This window comes from Halobellus sp. LT62, assembly GCF_037031285.1.
Lineage (GTDB): Archaea > Halobacteriota > Halobacteria > Halobacteriales > Haloferacaceae > Haloquadratum > Haloquadratum salinisoli.
Window position 1 is genome coordinate 507446 of the sequence record NZ_JAYEZO010000002.1, and the last position, 16109, is coordinate 523554.

Sequence of the window (16109 nt, forward strand, 5' to 3'; positions counted from 1 at the left end):
CCTTCGGGTCCGCTCTCTCGGCGTGACGCGGTTCTCGCGCGGCGCGCAGATATAAACGGTTATTTTCGAACTCCGAGTACGTCCAGTACTGAGTTCTCGAATGGGAGTCTCCGAGGCGATCCGGCTGGAAGCGACGGAACTGTGGGACGACGGGAAGGGACCGCTGCTCGTCACGATCGCGAGCGGATGGGGGATCCTCCTCGGCGTTCGGATGGTCTATCCGGTCCTCCTGCCGCATCTCCGTTCGTCGTTCGATCTCTCGCTCACCGTGGGTGGATTGCTGGTGACAGTCCTCTGGCTGGGTGCGGCACTCGGCCAGCTCCCCGGCGGGATCATCGCCGATCGCTACAGCGAGCGACGCGCGATGGTCGCCGGGACGCTCGTTGTCGCCGCCGCGATCGGTCTGGTCGTCACCGCGCCGACCCCGTTCGTCCTCTTCGCCGCCACGGCGTTGGTCGGCGTCGGACAGTCGCTGTATCCCATCGCGCGGATTACGATCCTCTCGAAGATCTACCCCGATCGAATCGGGAGCGCGTTGGGCGTGACGATGGCGACCGGCGATCTCGGTCAGACCGTGTTCCCGCCGATCGGCGGGGCGATCGCGGCCGCTGTCGCGTGGCAACTCGGCCTCGGGTTTCTCATCCCGCTGCTTTTGTTCGCCGCGATCGCGCTCTGGACGGTCCTGCCCGCGCCGACATCGTTGGCAGGGACATCGTTGGCGGGGACGTCGCTGGAGGCGGAGAGATCGTCCGGAGGCTCGATCTCCCTCGACAACGCGCGATCGGTCATATCGGACCTCCACGAGGCAAACCTCTCGTTCGTCGCGTTCATCCTCTTCCTTTACATTCTGATCTGGCAGTCCTTCACCGGCCTCTACCCCACCTACCTCGTCGAGGTCAAGGGCCTCTCGTCGTCGCTCGCGGGGCTGCTTTTCAGCGCTTTCTTCGGATTCGGCGTCGTCGTCAAGCCGCTGGCCGGTGTCGCCTACGACCGAATCGGTATCCGGAAGTCGCTTCTCATCGTGCTCGTCGGCCCGGTGGTCGGACTCGCTGCGCTTCCGCTCATCGATGGATTCTGGCCGCTCGCGGCGATAACTGCACTCGTGAGCACGATGCTCGGGTCGGGTGCGATCACCCAGTCGTTCCTCTCGGATGCGATCCCCGACGAGATTCAGGGCACGGGTCTCGGCGTCGTTCGGACGACGACGGCGACGCTCGGAGCCGCGGGGCCGGTGCTGTTGGGCGCGATCGCGGACCGCGGGTACTTCGACGAGGGCTACGTGTTGCTGGCGGCGGTGCTCTTCGGCGTGATCTTGCTCACGCTTCGGTTGCCCGACCCCGAGGGGGCGTGAATCACTCAGTCCGCGAACGCTGGCGAACTCACGATGTGTTGGAGAGAAGGAGTGGGACCCCCCGGATTCGAACTGAATCGAGAACTCACTTCGCTTGGTCTCGTCGAGTTCGAATCGCGGGAGTTTCGAACAGGTTCGAGCGTGCGTCGACCGGGGGCACACGCGGAGATCACCGCGACCTCGCGCCCGCACTTCTCGCACGCTCCGTGATTCGTCGTCGATGCGTTCGCCGTGTCGGGGGTTTTATCCGCGCCCCCAACCTTCCCGTAATCGGTTGTCATAGGATCTGACGACCACTCACCGGACCGCTGTCCAAAGCAGCGGTCTGTGTGTTTTCCAGACCAAATTGGCCCGATGAGCACCGTCACTATCCACGATATAACTGAGGTATTATAAATTTTAACCACGGACGTATTCTTAGAAAGAATATGGATGTAGTTAGAACTAACAACGATGCTGGTGATTTTTGCACTATGTCGACAGATGCTCTCAGAGAAATGGTGGAACGGATATCGTGGTTCTCGCCAGTTGATTACGAGATTTTTCTCTTTTTGGAAACTCACGATATACTGGTGTCGCCAAAGATACTCGCTGAAAATATCGGGTATGACCGACAGTACGTCTACAAGCGTCTCCGGGTATTGACAGAGGCTGAACTTCTCGAAAGCAATGATGGCATCTACGAGCTGACCGACTTGGGTCGAAAGTTCCTCGCGGGCGATGTCGACGAGGACGATCTCCCCGAGCCGTAACGACAGAACGCTTATCCCGAATTGTCGTCTACTACCGAGTCTGAGTATGGGCCGCGAGATCCGCCTGATCGAGGAGGACGATGGCGGCTGGTCGGCGATCGACGAGGAGACGGGAGTCGCCAGCCAAGGCGAGACGCGCCAAGAGGCGCTCGCGAATCTCGACGAAGCTGTCGATTGACGCTCATTCGGACCACCGACCGGCGATGTTACCGTGACGACCCGGATTTTCCTGTGGGTCGGGCGTTCGGACGTCGCGACCCGCTGCGGATCCCTGCTGAATCCGAACGGCGGTATCACAGTCTCGGCAGCGGTGTGCGACACCGTCACCGTCGCCGTAGACGCGGCGGAAGTCGCTGGTGACGTATGCGCCGCAGTTGTCGCAGTACCGAGGCTGCGCCTCGTAGGAGAGGCGCATCATACCGACCACCTCGGAGAGCCGCTAGAACCGGGGGTTTCAGCCGGTTCAAACTTAATGAGTATGGGACCGCCCGGATTCGAACCGGGGTCACGGGCACCCAAGGCCCGAAGTATACCAGGCTAACCCACGGTCCCGCACTCATCACTCGAACGGTCACCGAGTAAAGGATTTCGTTCGGCGCGCCTCCGACATTTGTCGGCTCTCGCTCCGTCTCATACGCCCCAGATGACCGCAATGCCGACGGTCGTCACCGCGGCGAAGATCAACTGCAGCGGGCCGCCGACGCGGATGTAGTCGCTGAAGCGGTAGCCGCCGGGACCGTAGACGAAGAGGTTCGTCTGGTAGCCGACCGGCGTCATAAACGCCGTCGACGCCGCGAAGGTGACCGCGAGGATGAACGCGAAGGCGTTCGCGCCGAGGGACTGGGCGGCCTCGACGGCGACGGGGATCATCAACACGACGCTCGCGTTGTTCGAGATGACGTTCGTCAGGACGGCGGTGAGGAGGTAGAACACCCCGAGAACGCCAACCAGCGGGAGGACGTCGCCCGCGGCGACGACGAGGCCGGCCAAAAGGGCCGCGCCGCCCGTCGATTCGAGGGCGATCCCGAGCGGGATCACCCCGGCGAGGAGGAACACGACGTCCCACTGGACGGAGTCGTAGAGTTCGACGGGACGGAGACAGCGCGTCGCGACCATCGCGAGCGACCCGGCGAGCGCGGAGACGACGATCGGCAGTACGTCCAGCGCCGCGAGACCGACGACGGCGACGACGATTCCCACGGCGATTGGCGTCTTCGACTCCCGGTAGTCGTGCCGTTCGATCTCCTGTGCCACGATGAAATTGCGGTTGGCGTCGAGGCGCTCGATGCTGTCGGCGGTCGCCTGCACGAGCAGCGTGTCGCCGACGCGCAGTGAGACCTTGTCCATCCGTCGCCGGATGAGCTCCGGCCCGCGACGCAGCGCGAGTACGGTCGCGTTGTACCGCTGCCGAAACCTCGCGGACGCGAGTGACTCTCCGACGAGCGAGGAGCCCGGAGCGACGACGACCTCGACGAGGTTCTGTCGGGACCCTCCGGCCTCCAACTCCGCCTCGTCGACCGCCGTAGGGACGAGGTCGAGACCCTCGACGTCCAGCAGTTCGACCAGCGTGTCGCGGTCGGTTCGGAGGGCGAACACGTCGCCCGCTTTGATCTCCTTCGGTCCGAGCGGTTCGAGGAAAACCTCCCCGCCGCGGATGAGCTGAATCAGGTCGACGTCGAAGTCGGTCTCGACGAGCGCGCGCTGGACCTGCTGGCCGACCAGCGGGGAGTCCTCGCGGACGACGACCTCCGTCAGGTACTCCGCCATCCCGAACTCCTCTGTCAGATCCTGTCGGGGCTTGATGCGCTCGGGCGTCAACCACTTTCCCACCGTCAACAGGTACGCCGTGCCGACGACGCTCACGACGATGCCGAGCTGTGTGAACTCGAACATCGTGAAGGAGCGGCCGATGAGCCGCCCGGAGAGCTCGGAGGCGAGAATGTTCGTCGAGGTTCCGATGAGCGTGAGCATCCCGCCGAACATCGAGGCATAGGAGAGAGGGAGGAGGAGTTTCGAGGGCGACGTGCCGCCGCGTTCGGCGAGGTCGGTCACCATCGGGAGCAGGATCGCCACTGCGGCGGTGTTGTTGATGAAGCCCGAGATCGGTGCGACGACGCCGATCGTCGCGCCGAGCTGTCGGTTCTGACTGTCGCCGGTGTATCCGGCGATCAACGCGCCGAGGCGCTGGACGATACCCGTCCGCTGGATCCCCTCGCTCAGGATGAACATCGCGAGGACGGTCAGCGTCGCCTGACTGGAAAAGCCCGTGAGGGCGTCTCCGGGGTAGTCCGAAAAAAGGGCGATCGGCTCTGCGAGCAGTCCCACGGACACGGCTGCGGCCGACACCGGTTGGACGAGCAGCAGCGCGACCATCACGCCGATCGCCGTGACGTCGACCGGCACCGGCTCGGTCACGAAGAGCGCGAGCGCGGCGAGGACGACGAGGAAGACGACCGCGACCCCCGGCGATATCGGTTCCACATCGACGAGTCGCTTCCGCGGTGCAAAATACTGTGGGATTCGTCGGATTGGACGACCGAAACGAGTCAGCCGGCTGACTGGATCGGATCAACCACCGGTCCCCTGCGCTCGACAGCTCAGAACTCGTCTTGCAGTTCCATCTCGGCGACGAGGTCGTAGGGGTCGGTCCCCGACCGGATGCAGTCGAGAATCCGGAACGCGTCTTTCGGCGAGAGAAAGTGTCGACAGACTGCTCTCCCGAGGGGAGTCGGCTCGAAGCCGTCGATGAACGCCCATTGGAGCAGCTTTCCGAGCGCGTGCTTCGTCGGCACCTCGCCGATCATCTGGTCGTTCAATCGCTTTGCCCGCTTGCCCGCGACGACGATATTCGCGAGGGTCTCCTCGGCGGCGGCGGTCTCGTCGTAGCGGGTCAACACGTCCTCCATCTCGCCTTTCAGGAGCGTGAACGCGACCTCGTCTTCGGTCATCTCCATCGAGTTGTGGTAGACGCAGTCGGGTTCGACCAGCAAGTACACCTTCCCCTCGTCGTGGTAGTCGGGCCGTCCCGCTCGCCCGAGCATCTGCTCGAACTCTTGGACGGAGAGCCACTCGATGCCCATCGCCAGCGAGTCGAAGATCACCTGCGAGGCGGGGAAGTCGACCCCGGCGGCGAGCGCGGCGGTCGTCACGACCGCGGCGAGGTCCTGCTCGCCGAACTGCCGCTCGACGCGCTTGCGACGGCCGTAGTCTAGGCCCGCGTGATACGGCGCGGCCGCGTACTCCAGCTTTCTGGAGATCTCGTGACACCGCCGTCGCGAGTTGGTGAAGACGATCGTCTGCCCGCGGTAGCCCTTCGAGGACTTCGAGTCGAACTCGCGGCGCACGAGCTTGTTGATGATGTCGGGCTTCTCCCGCCCGTCGGCGAAGGTGACGTGGCGCTCGATCGGTACCGGACGCTCCTCGAACTCGATGAGCGTTGCACGGAGCCGCTTCGCCAACGTCTCAGGGTTGCCGACGGTCGCCGAGAGGTAGACGTACTGCGCACCACCGTAGCTGTCTCGCCGACTCGCCCGCTCCTCGTTGTAGTATTTCAGGCGGCTGATGAGTCCGTCGAGTCGGTGCCCGCGCTCCTCTTCTTTGAGCGTGTGCACCTCGTCGATGACGACAGTCCCGATGTCTCCGAGGTCCTTTCCGGTCCGCAGGGCGTGGTCGATACCCTCGTAGGTGCCGACGACGACGTCGGCGTTCGGGTTGAAGCGGTTGCCGTCGTCGTTGATCCGCGAGGCACCCACGCGGATCGTCACGTCGAGGACGTCGCCGTAGCGCTCCTCGAAGTCCTCGTGCTTCTGGTTCGCGAGCGCGACGAGCGGGACGAGAAAGAGCAACTTCCCGTCGCCTTTCAGCGCTCTATCGATTCCGGCGAGTTCGCCGACGAGCGTCTTCCCGGTCGCGGTCGCGCTCACGACGAGTTGATCGCGGGGATCGAAGAGGCCGTTCTCGACGGACAGCGACTGGACCGGAAGGAGCGTGTCGAAGCGGTCCTCGACGCGCCGCTGCAGTTCGGGGTGAAGATCCAGCGTCGACGTCTCCACGAGGTCGACGTCGTCGGTCGTCGCACTGACGGTGTCGAACTTGGTGAGGTCGGGGTCGAGTCCGCCCGCCAAGAGGTTCGAGATGCGATCCAGATCCTGCGTTTCGAGCAGCAGGTCTTCGAGCCGATCTTGGGCGGCACCCGTGAGACGTCCCGATGAGGAGAAGTCGAGTTCGCGTTCGAGTTCCCGCTTCGCGCAGTCGGGGCAGATGTATTCCCGATCCGCTTTGATCGCGGTGTCGTCGGTGATCGGCGAGTAGCGGCCGTCGGAGGCGCAGTAGCGACACGTCCGCACGACGAGCGCCTCCAGCTGGTAGCCGTCGAGCATCTCCTGAAGCTCCCGTCGTTTCGCTTTCGAGGTCTGCTGGGAGATCCGAATACGGGACGCGCGACGGGCCAGTTCGACGAACTGACTCGGGTCGCGCGGCTCCTCGGAGGAGCTGCGCTTGATGCGGAACTTCGCGGGGCGGGGGCCGGCGTCGGTCTCCTGCAGTTCGAGCACCGCCCGAACAACCCGCTCGCCGTCTCGCTCGACAACGGCGAGGAAGTCCTCGCCGGTCTCGTGCAAGAAGAGCGTGTCGACGCGGCCGACCTGTTGAGACACGCGCGACGATACGTCGAGGAGGTATTTCAGCGGTTCGTCTCCCGTCGAGTAGACGCCGGTCCGCCCACGCGTCGACGACTTCTGCTTCCGGTTGGCTAGGCGACGAGTAACCGCGGAATCATCGCCGAACGGGCTGGATGACGGCTTTCGAGGGAGTCATTTCTCGCCCCGTTATTCCGAACGCTCTCGACGAGCTTCGAGACACCGTACCGCGGTTGGACTTAAGTTCCAGCCCCGACTAGGGAGGATATGCGCGGAATCCGTATCGGTAGCGCGTTCGGTATCCCGATCAAGTTGGATCTCACGTTCTTGCTCGTACTTCCGCTATTCGCGTGGCTCATCGGCAGCGACGTCGGCCAGCTCGCGGTCGTCGTCAACGACCTGTTCGGCTCCGCGATCGACGCCGAGCCGCTTACCGCGGGGTCGATGCAGTGGGTGCTGGGCGCGGCCGCGGCGATCGGACTGTTCATCTGTGTCCTGCTCCACGAGTTCGGTCACTCGCTGGTCGCGATGCGCTACGGCTACGAGATCGAGTCGATCACCCTGTGGCTCTTCGGCGGCGTCGCCAGCTTCACCGAGATGCCCGAAGACTGGCGACAGGAGCTGTGGATCGCCATCGCCGGGCCGTTCGTCAGCGTCGCGCTCGGCGTTCTCTCGTACCTCGTGTTTCTGGTGTTACCCACCACCCTCGATCCCGTGAAGTTCGTCGTCGGCTATCTCGCGCTGACGAACATCGTGCTCGCGGTGTTCAATATGCTGCCCGGGTTCCCGATGGACGGCGGGCGGGTCCTCAGGGCCCTCCTCGCGCGTACGCGACCGCACGCGAGGGCGACCCAGATCGCCGCAGAGGTCGGGAAGGTGTTCGCCTTCCTGCTCGGGATCTTCGGGCTCTTCGCCAACCTGTTTCTGGTGGCGCTCGCCTTCTTCATCTACATCGGCGCGTCCTCGGAGGCCCAACAGACGGTGATGAAAGCGGCGTTCCAAGACGTGACAGTCCGCGACGTGATGACCCCGCGAGCGGAACTGGACGTCGTGAGCGAGGACGCGAGCGTCGCCGAACTGCTCGAACGGATGTTCACCGAGCGGCACACCGGCTATCCGGTCATGCGCGACGGTCGACTCGTCGGGATGGTCACGCTCGGCGACGCACGTTCGGTCAAGGAAGTCGAACGCGACGCTTACCGCGTCGAGGACGTGATGTCTCGCGAGGTCGCCACAATATCTCCCGACGCGGACGCGATGACGGCCATCGAACAGATGCAGCGCAACGACGTGGGGCGGCTCCCCGTCGTCGACGACGCCGGCGAGGTCGTCGGGCTCATCTCCCGCTCGGATCTCGTCACCGCGTTCAACATCATCCAGTCCCGCGGCGCGCTCTCGGCGCTCTCGGCGAGCGACCGATCGAGCCTCCCGAACCCACGGTGAGACTACCGCTCCCCGCCGGTGTCCGTGAGTGAAATATCGCTGCTCTCGCGCAGCCACGTCGTCGCCTCCTCCAACACCGACTCGTCATCGCCGGTGAATTTGATGCGCGTCTCGCTCGCCTCGCGGTTCGGATAGCTGCCGACGCGGACGCCGAACCGCTCTGTGATCTCGCCGAGGTGTTCGGCGAGCGCACCCTCCGGTTCGGGGGAGTACAGCGTCCGCGTCGCCACGGTCCCGTCGAACTCGCCGGCGACGTTCTCGAAGACGGCCCGCATCTCCTCGGGAATACCCGGGAGGACGTACACGTTCTCGGCGACGCAGCCGGGGGCGAGCCCCTCGGAGTTCGGGATCGGGGACGCGCCCGCGGGCATCGACGCGTACCACTCCGCGCGCAGCTCGAAGTCGAGGTCGGGATTCTCTGCGAAGATGCGATCGAGCGTCTCCTGCACGTCGGCCTCGGCGACGGGATCGACGACCAACTCGCGGTCGAGGCCCTCCGCGATGGCTTCCATCGTCACGTCGTCCGGCGTCCCGCCGAGGCCGCCGGTCACGATCACGGCGTCGAAGCGCTCGCTCCACGCACGGACCGTCTCGGCGACGACCGACTCGTCGTCGGGAACGACGATGACGCGCGCGACGTCGACGCCGCGGGCGGTGAGCCGCTCGGAGAGCCACGTCGCGTTCGTGTTCTCGATGTCGCCTGCGAGAAGCTCGTTGCCGACGGTGACGATAGCGGCGTTCATACTCATCCCCTCGAACGGCGGCGAATTAAGCCTCTCGCCGCGCTCCCGGTGGACGACTGACGAACCGGAAACGAGAAACGGAAAGTCCATATTCGACGACCCGATAGAACCGAATATGGGACTGTTCGATAGCGCTCGCGTGCCCGCCGGTGTCGCCCTCATAATCGTCGGTTCGCTGCTGCTCGTGCCCGGTATGTTCCCGAACTCCGCACAGATCTTCACGCTCGCACTCGTGCTCGGTGCGGCGCTTCTCACCTACGGCACGTGGCTCGTCGGCACCTCGGAAGGGTCGCCGACGGTCTGAGCGCGAAACTGGGTTTCCCAATTCGATAGCAGATTCAACGAAACGGATTTTTCGGTAGTTCTTCCCCGGGCGGAATCGACTTTCGGAGCGTAGCCGTCGCTCATCGATTGAGGTGTGAAAAAGCGCCGGAGGAGACGCGATCGGGCGGGTTATTCGGTCGGTGCGGTGGATTCGCTCAGTGTCGCGGAGTTCTCGCCGTTCTCGGACTCCCAGACGACGCGGATGGTTTCGCCGTTCCAGTCTTGGTCGTTATCAAACGTGGCGCTTGCTCCCGCCGAGACCGAATCGCTTCCGGGCCACTCTTGCGTTGAATTGTTACCGAAGCCAGTGACGTTCACCTGATTCGCGGGAATCGAGTCACCCGTTTCGTGCGTCACAGTGACGTTCCCGTCATCCGTCGTGTCATAGTCGAACCCGAAACTCGCTTGCGGAGCAGTCTGCTGGATCCCTTGACCGAGATTCAGCACGAATGCGCCGATGACGGCGGCGAGGATGACTGTAATCGCGACCATCAGAATGACCCCGATAACCGGCGAAACGGCCGAATCGTCCGTGAATAGTTCTTTGAGTCTCATTGTTGATTTTGATACCGTCCCACGACACGATGGTATCGGTCGGAACCGGTCGTATCTGTGTCTATCCGGCGTTTTACGTTCGTCGTGAGCGGTGTAGACGCTGATTTTCACTAGGGTTAATTAAGTCTACCTCTTAAATTATCAAATTCGATACCGAGAGGGAGTCTCGCCCCCGATATCGAACGATGCACGTTCGCACGCACCAGCCGCGGATCGGCGCACACAAAACCTATACTTTTGCGTACTGACTACCCGAACGAACGGCTGACGATACGGCGCTGTGGCTCGGTTGTCCCCTCCAACGCGTTCGAGTCGGATCGACGCCGACAGTGTTGCGTCGCTCCGCCTGTATCGTCGCCATCGACTCCCCGCTGGATGGAGTCCGCCGAGGCTTCCATCCCTCCCGCTATCCCCTCACTATGACACGCATACCCTCCCAAATCGGTGCGGTTTCGCTCGCAGCGCTCGTGGTGCTGTCAGTCGTCGCTGGCAGCGTCACGTTCGCCGGCTCCGTCGCTGCCGTCGATGGAATCAGTACCGACCCCGGAATCGATCCCGGCGAAATTGACGAATCAACGCAGGGCCAAGAACACTCGTTCAATTACACATTCACCGGCGTCAACACGTCCGGGGATATTACGGCCACGCTATCGATACCACCCGAATTCACGGTCGAGAGTGCCGACGTCGAGATGAAGAACGAGAGCGGTGCAGTTCTCGAAACGAACACGACCGCCGAAAACACGATCGAAATCGCCAGTACGGAACCGACGGAGACGATGTACCTCGCGGGAACAGTAGCGCTCACGAGTCCCGCAGTCGACGCCGATACCACGACGTATCTCAAGATCAACGCGACCGACGACGACGGTGAATTCAGCGTAGAAGACGAGCTCGTGATCGAAAACGATCCGCTCGAAATCGACTCGACGGCGTTCGAGCCCACGGAAGTCGACCAAGAGACGGAGAACCGACACGCGTTCAACTACTCGTTCACCGGCGTCAACAGAAGCGACGACACCACCTACTCGATCGACGCCCCGGCCGAGTTCACGATCGAGAGCTACGATATCGTCGTCGAGAACGCAAGCGGCGATGAGTTGACCAGCACGGTTCAGGAGTCGGACAACACACTGGAACTCACCACGGGATCCGACACCGAGCGGGTCTATCTCAACGGCTCGGTGAATCTGACGAGTCCTCCGGTTCCGGAGGGCTCTGAAACGGCCGATTACGACGTCACCATCGGCGCGAGCGATGCTGGACGGAATACGGACACGACTGAGACGATTACCGTCCTGTACGAGGGCGGCCAACCCGGCGATCCGGAGTTCCTGAGCGCGACCCAGTTCGTCCAATCCGACGGAACGCCCGCCATCGAGGTCGCGTTCTCCGAGGACATCGAGAACTTCGAGTCGCACTACGGGTTGTACGTCGACGAGGAGGAGGTGACTGGTGACATCGTCGCCAACGTCGACGAGGCGCAAGGTCGCGTGATCATCGAACTCGACGACACCGACAGCCGAGATCTGACGCTCCGACTCGAAGACGGGATCGAAGACACTGACGGAAACGCGCTCGCGAATCCCGACGACCCCGAATACAAGCCGATCAGCTTCGCGCCGACGTCCGTGGGGGCGGGTGAATCCGCCAACGTCTACAGCGGATCGGTCGTTTCGATCGTCGCTGATTCCGCTAACACGGACATCACCCTTCAGGGTACCGACGACGACACGGACAACTACTTCTTCGAGGGGTCGACCGGAACCAACAGCCGCGTCTTCCTCTTCGACACGGAGGGTGAGGAAATCGGCGACTACGAGGCCGAACTCGGAAACGAGGGAACTGCTTCACTCACGATCCGCGACCTCGATCTCTCACTCGATATCGAGGACCGAAACGTGACCACCCTCCAGACGATCGACGGGACCGTCTCGGGACAAGTGGGTAACAGAGAACTCGAACTGGAACTCCTCGACGACAACGACGAGGTGATCGACGACCGGCTCGTCGAACTCACGGGACAGGGCAACTACGACTTCACCTACGACGTCGAATCGCTGGAACTCGAAACGGGCGAGTACACCGTCCGCGCGACCGACACAGCGTCCGGCGTTTCGGTCGAATCGGACACGATCACCGTCCGCGAGGCGGGCGATACCGAGGCGACGTTCCCGATAAGCACTATCCAAGAAGAGCGCGGTGATGTGGTCGCGATTCCGATCGAACTGCAGAACACCCGCGAAGCGACGCTGACCATCGGTGGCGACGAATCGGGCTATCAGTCGTCGGTTACCGTCCGCGAAGACGATGACGACCGGGACGGCGAGGTGACGGTCTACTTCAATAGCTACGAAGCCTCGAACGTCGGCACAGGATCGTTTGACGGCGAGGACGGCCTCTTCAGCGTCGATGACGAGGCCGAGATCGTCGACGGTGAGGTGAGCACCGGCGTCTCCAACCTCCTCGATGCGGAAATCTATCCGGTCGAGGCCAGCACCGGCGGTGAATTGACTGACGTGAGCCAGATCAATCTGCGTGAGCGCGAGACAACTGCGATCCGAACGTGGACCGCGCCGCGGAACCGCTACGGCGACCTCGACACCGGCGCGGACTTCCGCGAGGCGATGGACGACGAGTGGGTGACGCGCGATTCCGATATCGCCGTCGGCGACACCCTCGTCTACGAGATCGAGGCCTCGGGGCTCGAAGGCGCGCTCGACGCGCACGAGGAGGACACCGTCACCACCGAATTCTTCGACTTCGCCGACGGGACCGGTTCCGATCCCGTCGCGCTGTTCAGCGTCGAAGAGGAGGACCCCGGACCGAATCAGGACCCGTTACTGCTCGACCTCGACACCTCGAACGCGCGAGTCGTCGCCGATTCGGCTAACGACACCTATTACGTGGTCGCACAGACCGGCGAGGACGACCTCGAAGGCGTCGAAGACGAGGACGGCGACGGCGTGATCGACCCCGACGAGGACCGGACCGGCTCCATCGACGCCGAGAGCAGTCTTCGGGCGTCGTTCACCGTCTACGGCGAGGACGAGAACGACCTCGATCTGACGGCCGACGGCGAAGACGAGACCGTCGAGACGACGCACTCGCTGACCGAACCGGCGTTCGAGATGACCGAGCCGTTCAACGTGACCGAGGTGAGCGGCCAAGAGATCTTCGGCGAGGCGACCGTCGCGCCCGGAACGGAAGTCCGCGTCCGCGTGCGGAGCGCCGACGGCGTCCGCCCGGCGTTCCTGAAGACCGAGACCACGACCGTCGACGCCGACGGACAGTTCCTCGTGACGCTGTCGTTCAACGACACGAGCCCGGGCGACCGCTACTCGATCGTCGTCAGCGACATCGGTCCGGCACCCGAACTGACTGTCGAGGGGACCGTCCAGCCGGTGATCCAGACGCCGACGACGGACACGCCGACCGAGACGACGACCACGACGACGCAGACAGCAACGTCTACGACGACGACTGCGGCGACCACGTCCACCACGACCACCGAGATTCCGACCGTCCAGACACCGACGACGACGCCCGGATTCGGCGTGTTAGCGGCGCTGATCGCGTTGGCCGGTGCGGCGCTCCTCGCGGTGCGACGCGAGTTCGAGTGAGGGACGCGGCTGATGCGGCTACACGAATCGAGAAACGGTGTTGACGCGGGCTTTGGAGGCTGCTAGTCGTTATCGCTACGCGCGGGGCGACCGAGCGCCGCCTCGACGGACGCGACTTTCTCGCTAGCGCTCTCGTCGGACGTCCGCTTGTCGTCGATCTTCAACACGGTGCTCACCCGATCCCCGTCGACGGCGCGATGGGCGGCCTCGGCGGCGGCGAAAATCGTTCCGACGTCGTCGGCCTCGATCACGGTCCCCATCGGATTCGTCTCGTAGTCGACGTCGAACGACTCCAGCGCGTTGACGGCCTTCGCGACCTCTTCGGCCATACTTCCCTCGATCACCGGTGCGACGCTCAGCAGGGCGACAGCGGTCATACGCGTCCGTTCGGTAGCCAGCACTTTAGTTGGGGGCGACTCGTCTCTCTCGTCAGCTACCGCGAGACCGAGCCCCGAGGTGTGGAAGCCCCCCGGCGAGACGGTCGATCGCCCCGACGCGCTGTCGGTCACTCCGCGGGCTGATCGTCCGGGTTGTCGGCGGATGACGTCGGGGCTTCCGGGTGTTCCGACTGCGCCCACTGCTCGAATCCAGAGTGGTCCCCAGCGTCTCTACGGACGTTCTCGTCGGCACCGAGGAGCCGCGGCAGCGCCGTGTTCGCGAACGTGAGCCCGACGACGAGCAGGATCGGCGCGAAAAAGAGCCCGTAGAACCCGAGGACGACCGGCCCCAGCGTGTACGCCAGCATCAGCAGCCCCACGTGCGTCTCCTTGCCGCTGAGGATCGGCCGGAGGATCAGATCCGGGATTGTGTCGACGACGACGACCGCGACGAAGGCGAACACGCCGATGTATAGCAAATTAGTGGGGTCGCCGCCGAGCGCGATCGGGAGCGCGGCGGCGATCGTCACGGGCACGTAGACGATCTTCATTCCGACGACCGGAATGAGGCTCGCGATACCGGTGAGTGCCCCGACGAGCGCGGGGTACGGGACCTCCGCCGCGGCGGGGACGAACGTGTTATAGAGGCTGAACGCGCCGATCGCGATCAACGAAATCGCGAGGACGTTCAGGAGATTGCCGAACAGGACGGCCTCCAGTTCGTCGTCGACGGCTTCGAGATACTCGCGGATGATCGCGCCGTCGTCGAACTTGAGCAGCCAGCGGCTGACCTTGTGGCCGTCGACGAGCAGGTAGTAGGTGACGATGACGACGATGAAGATGTTGAGAAAGAACCCCGAGACGAGCGTCGTCAGGAACTCCGCGTGCTCGGTCGCGAAGTCGATGAACGGGGCGAGATCGCCGGACCGGTAGGCGTCGTACAGTCCTTGGACGGTGAATTCGGGGAGTTCGTTGACCCCGCCGAACCACTCGAAGCGCTGGTTGGCGACTTCGATGAGCGCGTACTGCTCGATGAATCGGCGGGCCTCGACGATCAACAGCACCGTCGCGTAGCTCACCAGCAGGATTAGGGGCAATGCGAGCGACGCGAGAACGACGACGGCCCGCGCGCTCGACGGAAGTCGGAACCGACTGAGAAAGCGGTGGTACCGTCGGGTGGAGTAGTACAGGAACACCGAGACGGTGAGCGGCGCGATGAACTCGTAGGCGAGCGCGGCGGTGATGACGCCGACGAGGAGACCGAAGAGGGCGACGACGAAGCGGTTTCCATCCATACACCGTGATGTTTCCACGCTTTCGTACTAAAACGTAGCTCTGGTCGTTCGCTATCGAGGTCGTTTCCGTCCGACATTCCCTTGTCTCGCTCGCTGACGGGGGTTGTTCTCGGTATGTCGACTGTTCGGAAAGATATTTACTTTAGATTCCGCCAATCGTAGGTCGAATGGTCCCCTCCGTCCGCTCCCTCCCACAGCTCGCCGTGTCGCCGACGCGGTTCTTCGAGGAACGGCCACCGGCCGAAACGCTTCCGATAGCCGCGGCCGTCGTCGTGGCGTTCTCGATCACGCTCACCGTTTCCCTGCTCCTTGTCGGCTCGATGCTCGCCGGCGCGGTCGACGCCACGGTCACGATGGACAACCCCGAACGCCCGCCGGATTTCGTCTGTGAGCAGCACGACGACGACCCCGATTCGACGTTCAGCGAGGGCTGTGACGAGCCGAAAACGATCGAACGCGACGCTGGCCGACTGATCGAAGAGGCCGTGAGCGAGCAGCTCTGGATCGGACTGGTCGCGCCTTTCGTCCTGTGGGCGATCGGGACGGCCGTCATCTTCGCCGGCGGTCGCCTCGCGGCCGGCGATCCGTCGTTCGCCGGTTCGGCGGCGCTCGCCGGCTGGGCCGCACTCCCCGAATTCGCCCGAGTTATCGCGGGTATCGCCGGAATCTGGTACGTCCTCGACGACCTCACGATCACGGATCTCGACGGCGCACCCGCCGTTCTGGAAGCCGCGATGGCCTCGATCGAACCCGTCCTCTTGATCGCTTCGGCGATCACGCTGCTCTGGCAGTGGTCGATTCTCAGCGCGGGGCTCAGCGAGGACGCGGACGTCTCTCGCGGTGCCGCCGCCGTCGCGGTCGGCGTTCCACTCGTGATCTTCTTTATTCTTGGGGCGCTGTGACGAATGAATGCGAGCCTCGGCGTCGAATCGCTCGGTGCGGAGACCGACGCCGACGTCCTGCGGCCACCGAGTGGTGATCGGGCGGCGTCGGATGACTGAGTGACTGC

The 16109-nt window shown here is 63.6% G+C and carries 13 protein-coding genes, 1 tRNA gene and 1 pseudogene; 7 read left to right on the top strand and 8 right to left on the bottom strand.

Annotated elements, in window-relative coordinates; all coding sequences use genetic code 11:
- The first annotated feature begins 100 nt into the window (after positions 1–100).
- The 3 genes and pseudogenes from U5919_RS11850 to U5919_RS11860 all read left to right on the top strand — a co-directional run.
- Positions 101–1351 carry an MFS transporter gene (locus U5919_RS11850; protein WP_336024548.1) on the top strand — a complete coding sequence of 417 codons (1251 nt, stop codon included), beginning with the start codon at positions 101–103 and terminating at the stop codon, positions 1349–1351.
- A 473-nt stretch (positions 1352–1824) separates the two neighbouring features.
- Positions 1825–2103, top strand: a complete 279-nt coding sequence (locus tag U5919_RS11855) for a MarR family transcriptional regulator (protein ID WP_336024549.1) — start codon at positions 1825–1827, stop codon at positions 2101–2103.
- Between the two features lie 46 nt (positions 2104–2149).
- Positions 2150–2275 (top strand): annotated as a pseudogene (locus tag U5919_RS11860) (type II toxin-antitoxin system HicB family antitoxin); the annotation flags it as partial.
- A 9-nt stretch (positions 2276–2284) separates the two neighbouring features.
- Here U5919_RS11860 and U5919_RS11865 read toward each other — a convergent pair.
- The 4 genes from U5919_RS11865 to U5919_RS11880 all read right to left on the bottom strand — a co-directional run bounded on the left by U5919_RS11865 (position 2285) and on the right by U5919_RS11880 (position 6758).
- Positions 2285–2521: a DUF7563 family protein gene (locus U5919_RS11865; protein ID WP_336024550.1), complete on the bottom strand. Its 237-nt coding sequence runs from the start codon at positions 2519–2521 to the stop codon at positions 2285–2287.
- A 61-nt stretch (positions 2522–2582) separates the two neighbouring features.
- Positions 2583–2655 (bottom strand) — tRNA-Pro (locus U5919_RS11870).
- Between the two features lie 78 nt (positions 2656–2733).
- Entirely contained in the window at positions 2734–4584 is a 1851-nt protein-coding gene (locus U5919_RS11875; protein WP_336024552.1) for an SLC13 family permease, read from the bottom strand.
- 116 nt (positions 4585–4700) lie between these two features.
- Positions 4701–6758 carry a DEAD/DEAH box helicase gene (locus U5919_RS11880; protein ID WP_336024555.1) on the bottom strand — a complete coding sequence of 686 codons (2058 nt, stop codon included), beginning with the start codon at positions 6756–6758 and terminating at the stop codon, positions 4701–4703.
- A 249-nt stretch (positions 6759–7007) separates the two neighbouring features.
- Between U5919_RS11880 and U5919_RS11885 the strand changes: the two genes are divergently transcribed.
- Complete coding sequence (locus U5919_RS11885) at positions 7008–8183, top strand: CBS domain-containing protein (protein ID WP_336024557.1); 1176 nt, start codon at positions 7008–7010, stop codon at positions 8181–8183.
- A gap of 2 nt (positions 8184–8185) precedes the next feature.
- Here the strand turns inward: U5919_RS11885 and U5919_RS11890 are convergent, their stop codons facing one another.
- Positions 8186–8926: a competence/damage-inducible protein A gene (locus U5919_RS11890; protein WP_336024560.1), complete on the bottom strand. Its 741-nt coding sequence runs from the start codon at positions 8924–8926 to the stop codon at positions 8186–8188.
- Between the two features lie 115 nt (positions 8927–9041).
- Here U5919_RS11890 and U5919_RS11895 point away from each other — a divergent pair, with 115 nt between their 5' ends.
- Positions 9042–9230: a DUF8178 family membrane protein gene (locus U5919_RS11895; RefSeq protein ID WP_336024561.1), complete on the top strand. Its 189-nt coding sequence runs from the start codon at positions 9042–9044 to the stop codon at positions 9228–9230.
- A gap of 149 nt (positions 9231–9379) precedes the next feature.
- Here U5919_RS11895 and U5919_RS11900 read toward each other — a convergent pair whose 3' ends face one another.
- Positions 9380–9805, bottom strand: coding sequence for a type IV pilin domain-containing protein (locus U5919_RS11900; RefSeq protein WP_336024562.1), 426 nt, complete (start codon positions 9803–9805; stop codon positions 9380–9382).
- A gap of 419 nt (positions 9806–10224) precedes the next feature.
- Here U5919_RS11900 and U5919_RS11905 point away from each other — a divergent pair, with 419 nt between their 5' ends.
- A complete protein-coding gene (locus U5919_RS11905) occupies positions 10225–13428 on the top strand; it encodes a DUF7827 domain-containing protein (RefSeq protein WP_336024563.1) in 3204 nt (1067 codons plus the stop codon).
- Between the two features lie 62 nt (positions 13429–13490).
- On the opposite strand, the gene U5919_RS11910 is transcribed toward U5919_RS11905, so the two are convergent.
- Complete coding sequence (locus U5919_RS11910; protein WP_336024565.1) at positions 13491–13805, bottom strand: thiamine-binding protein; 315 nt, start codon at positions 13803–13805, stop codon at positions 13491–13493.
- Positions 13806–13933: 128 nt separating this feature from the next.
- On the bottom strand, positions 13934–15100 hold the full coding sequence (locus tag U5919_RS11915) for an AI-2E family transporter (RefSeq protein WP_336024566.1): 1167 nt from the start codon (positions 15098–15100) through the stop codon (positions 13934–13936).
- Positions 15101–15267: 167 nt separating this feature from the next.
- Between U5919_RS11915 and U5919_RS11920 the strand changes: the two genes are divergently transcribed.
- Complete coding sequence (locus U5919_RS11920) at positions 15268–16002, top strand: YIP1 family protein (protein WP_336024569.1); 735 nt, start codon at positions 15268–15270, stop codon at positions 16000–16002.
- Positions 16003–16109 lie beyond the last annotated feature (107 nt).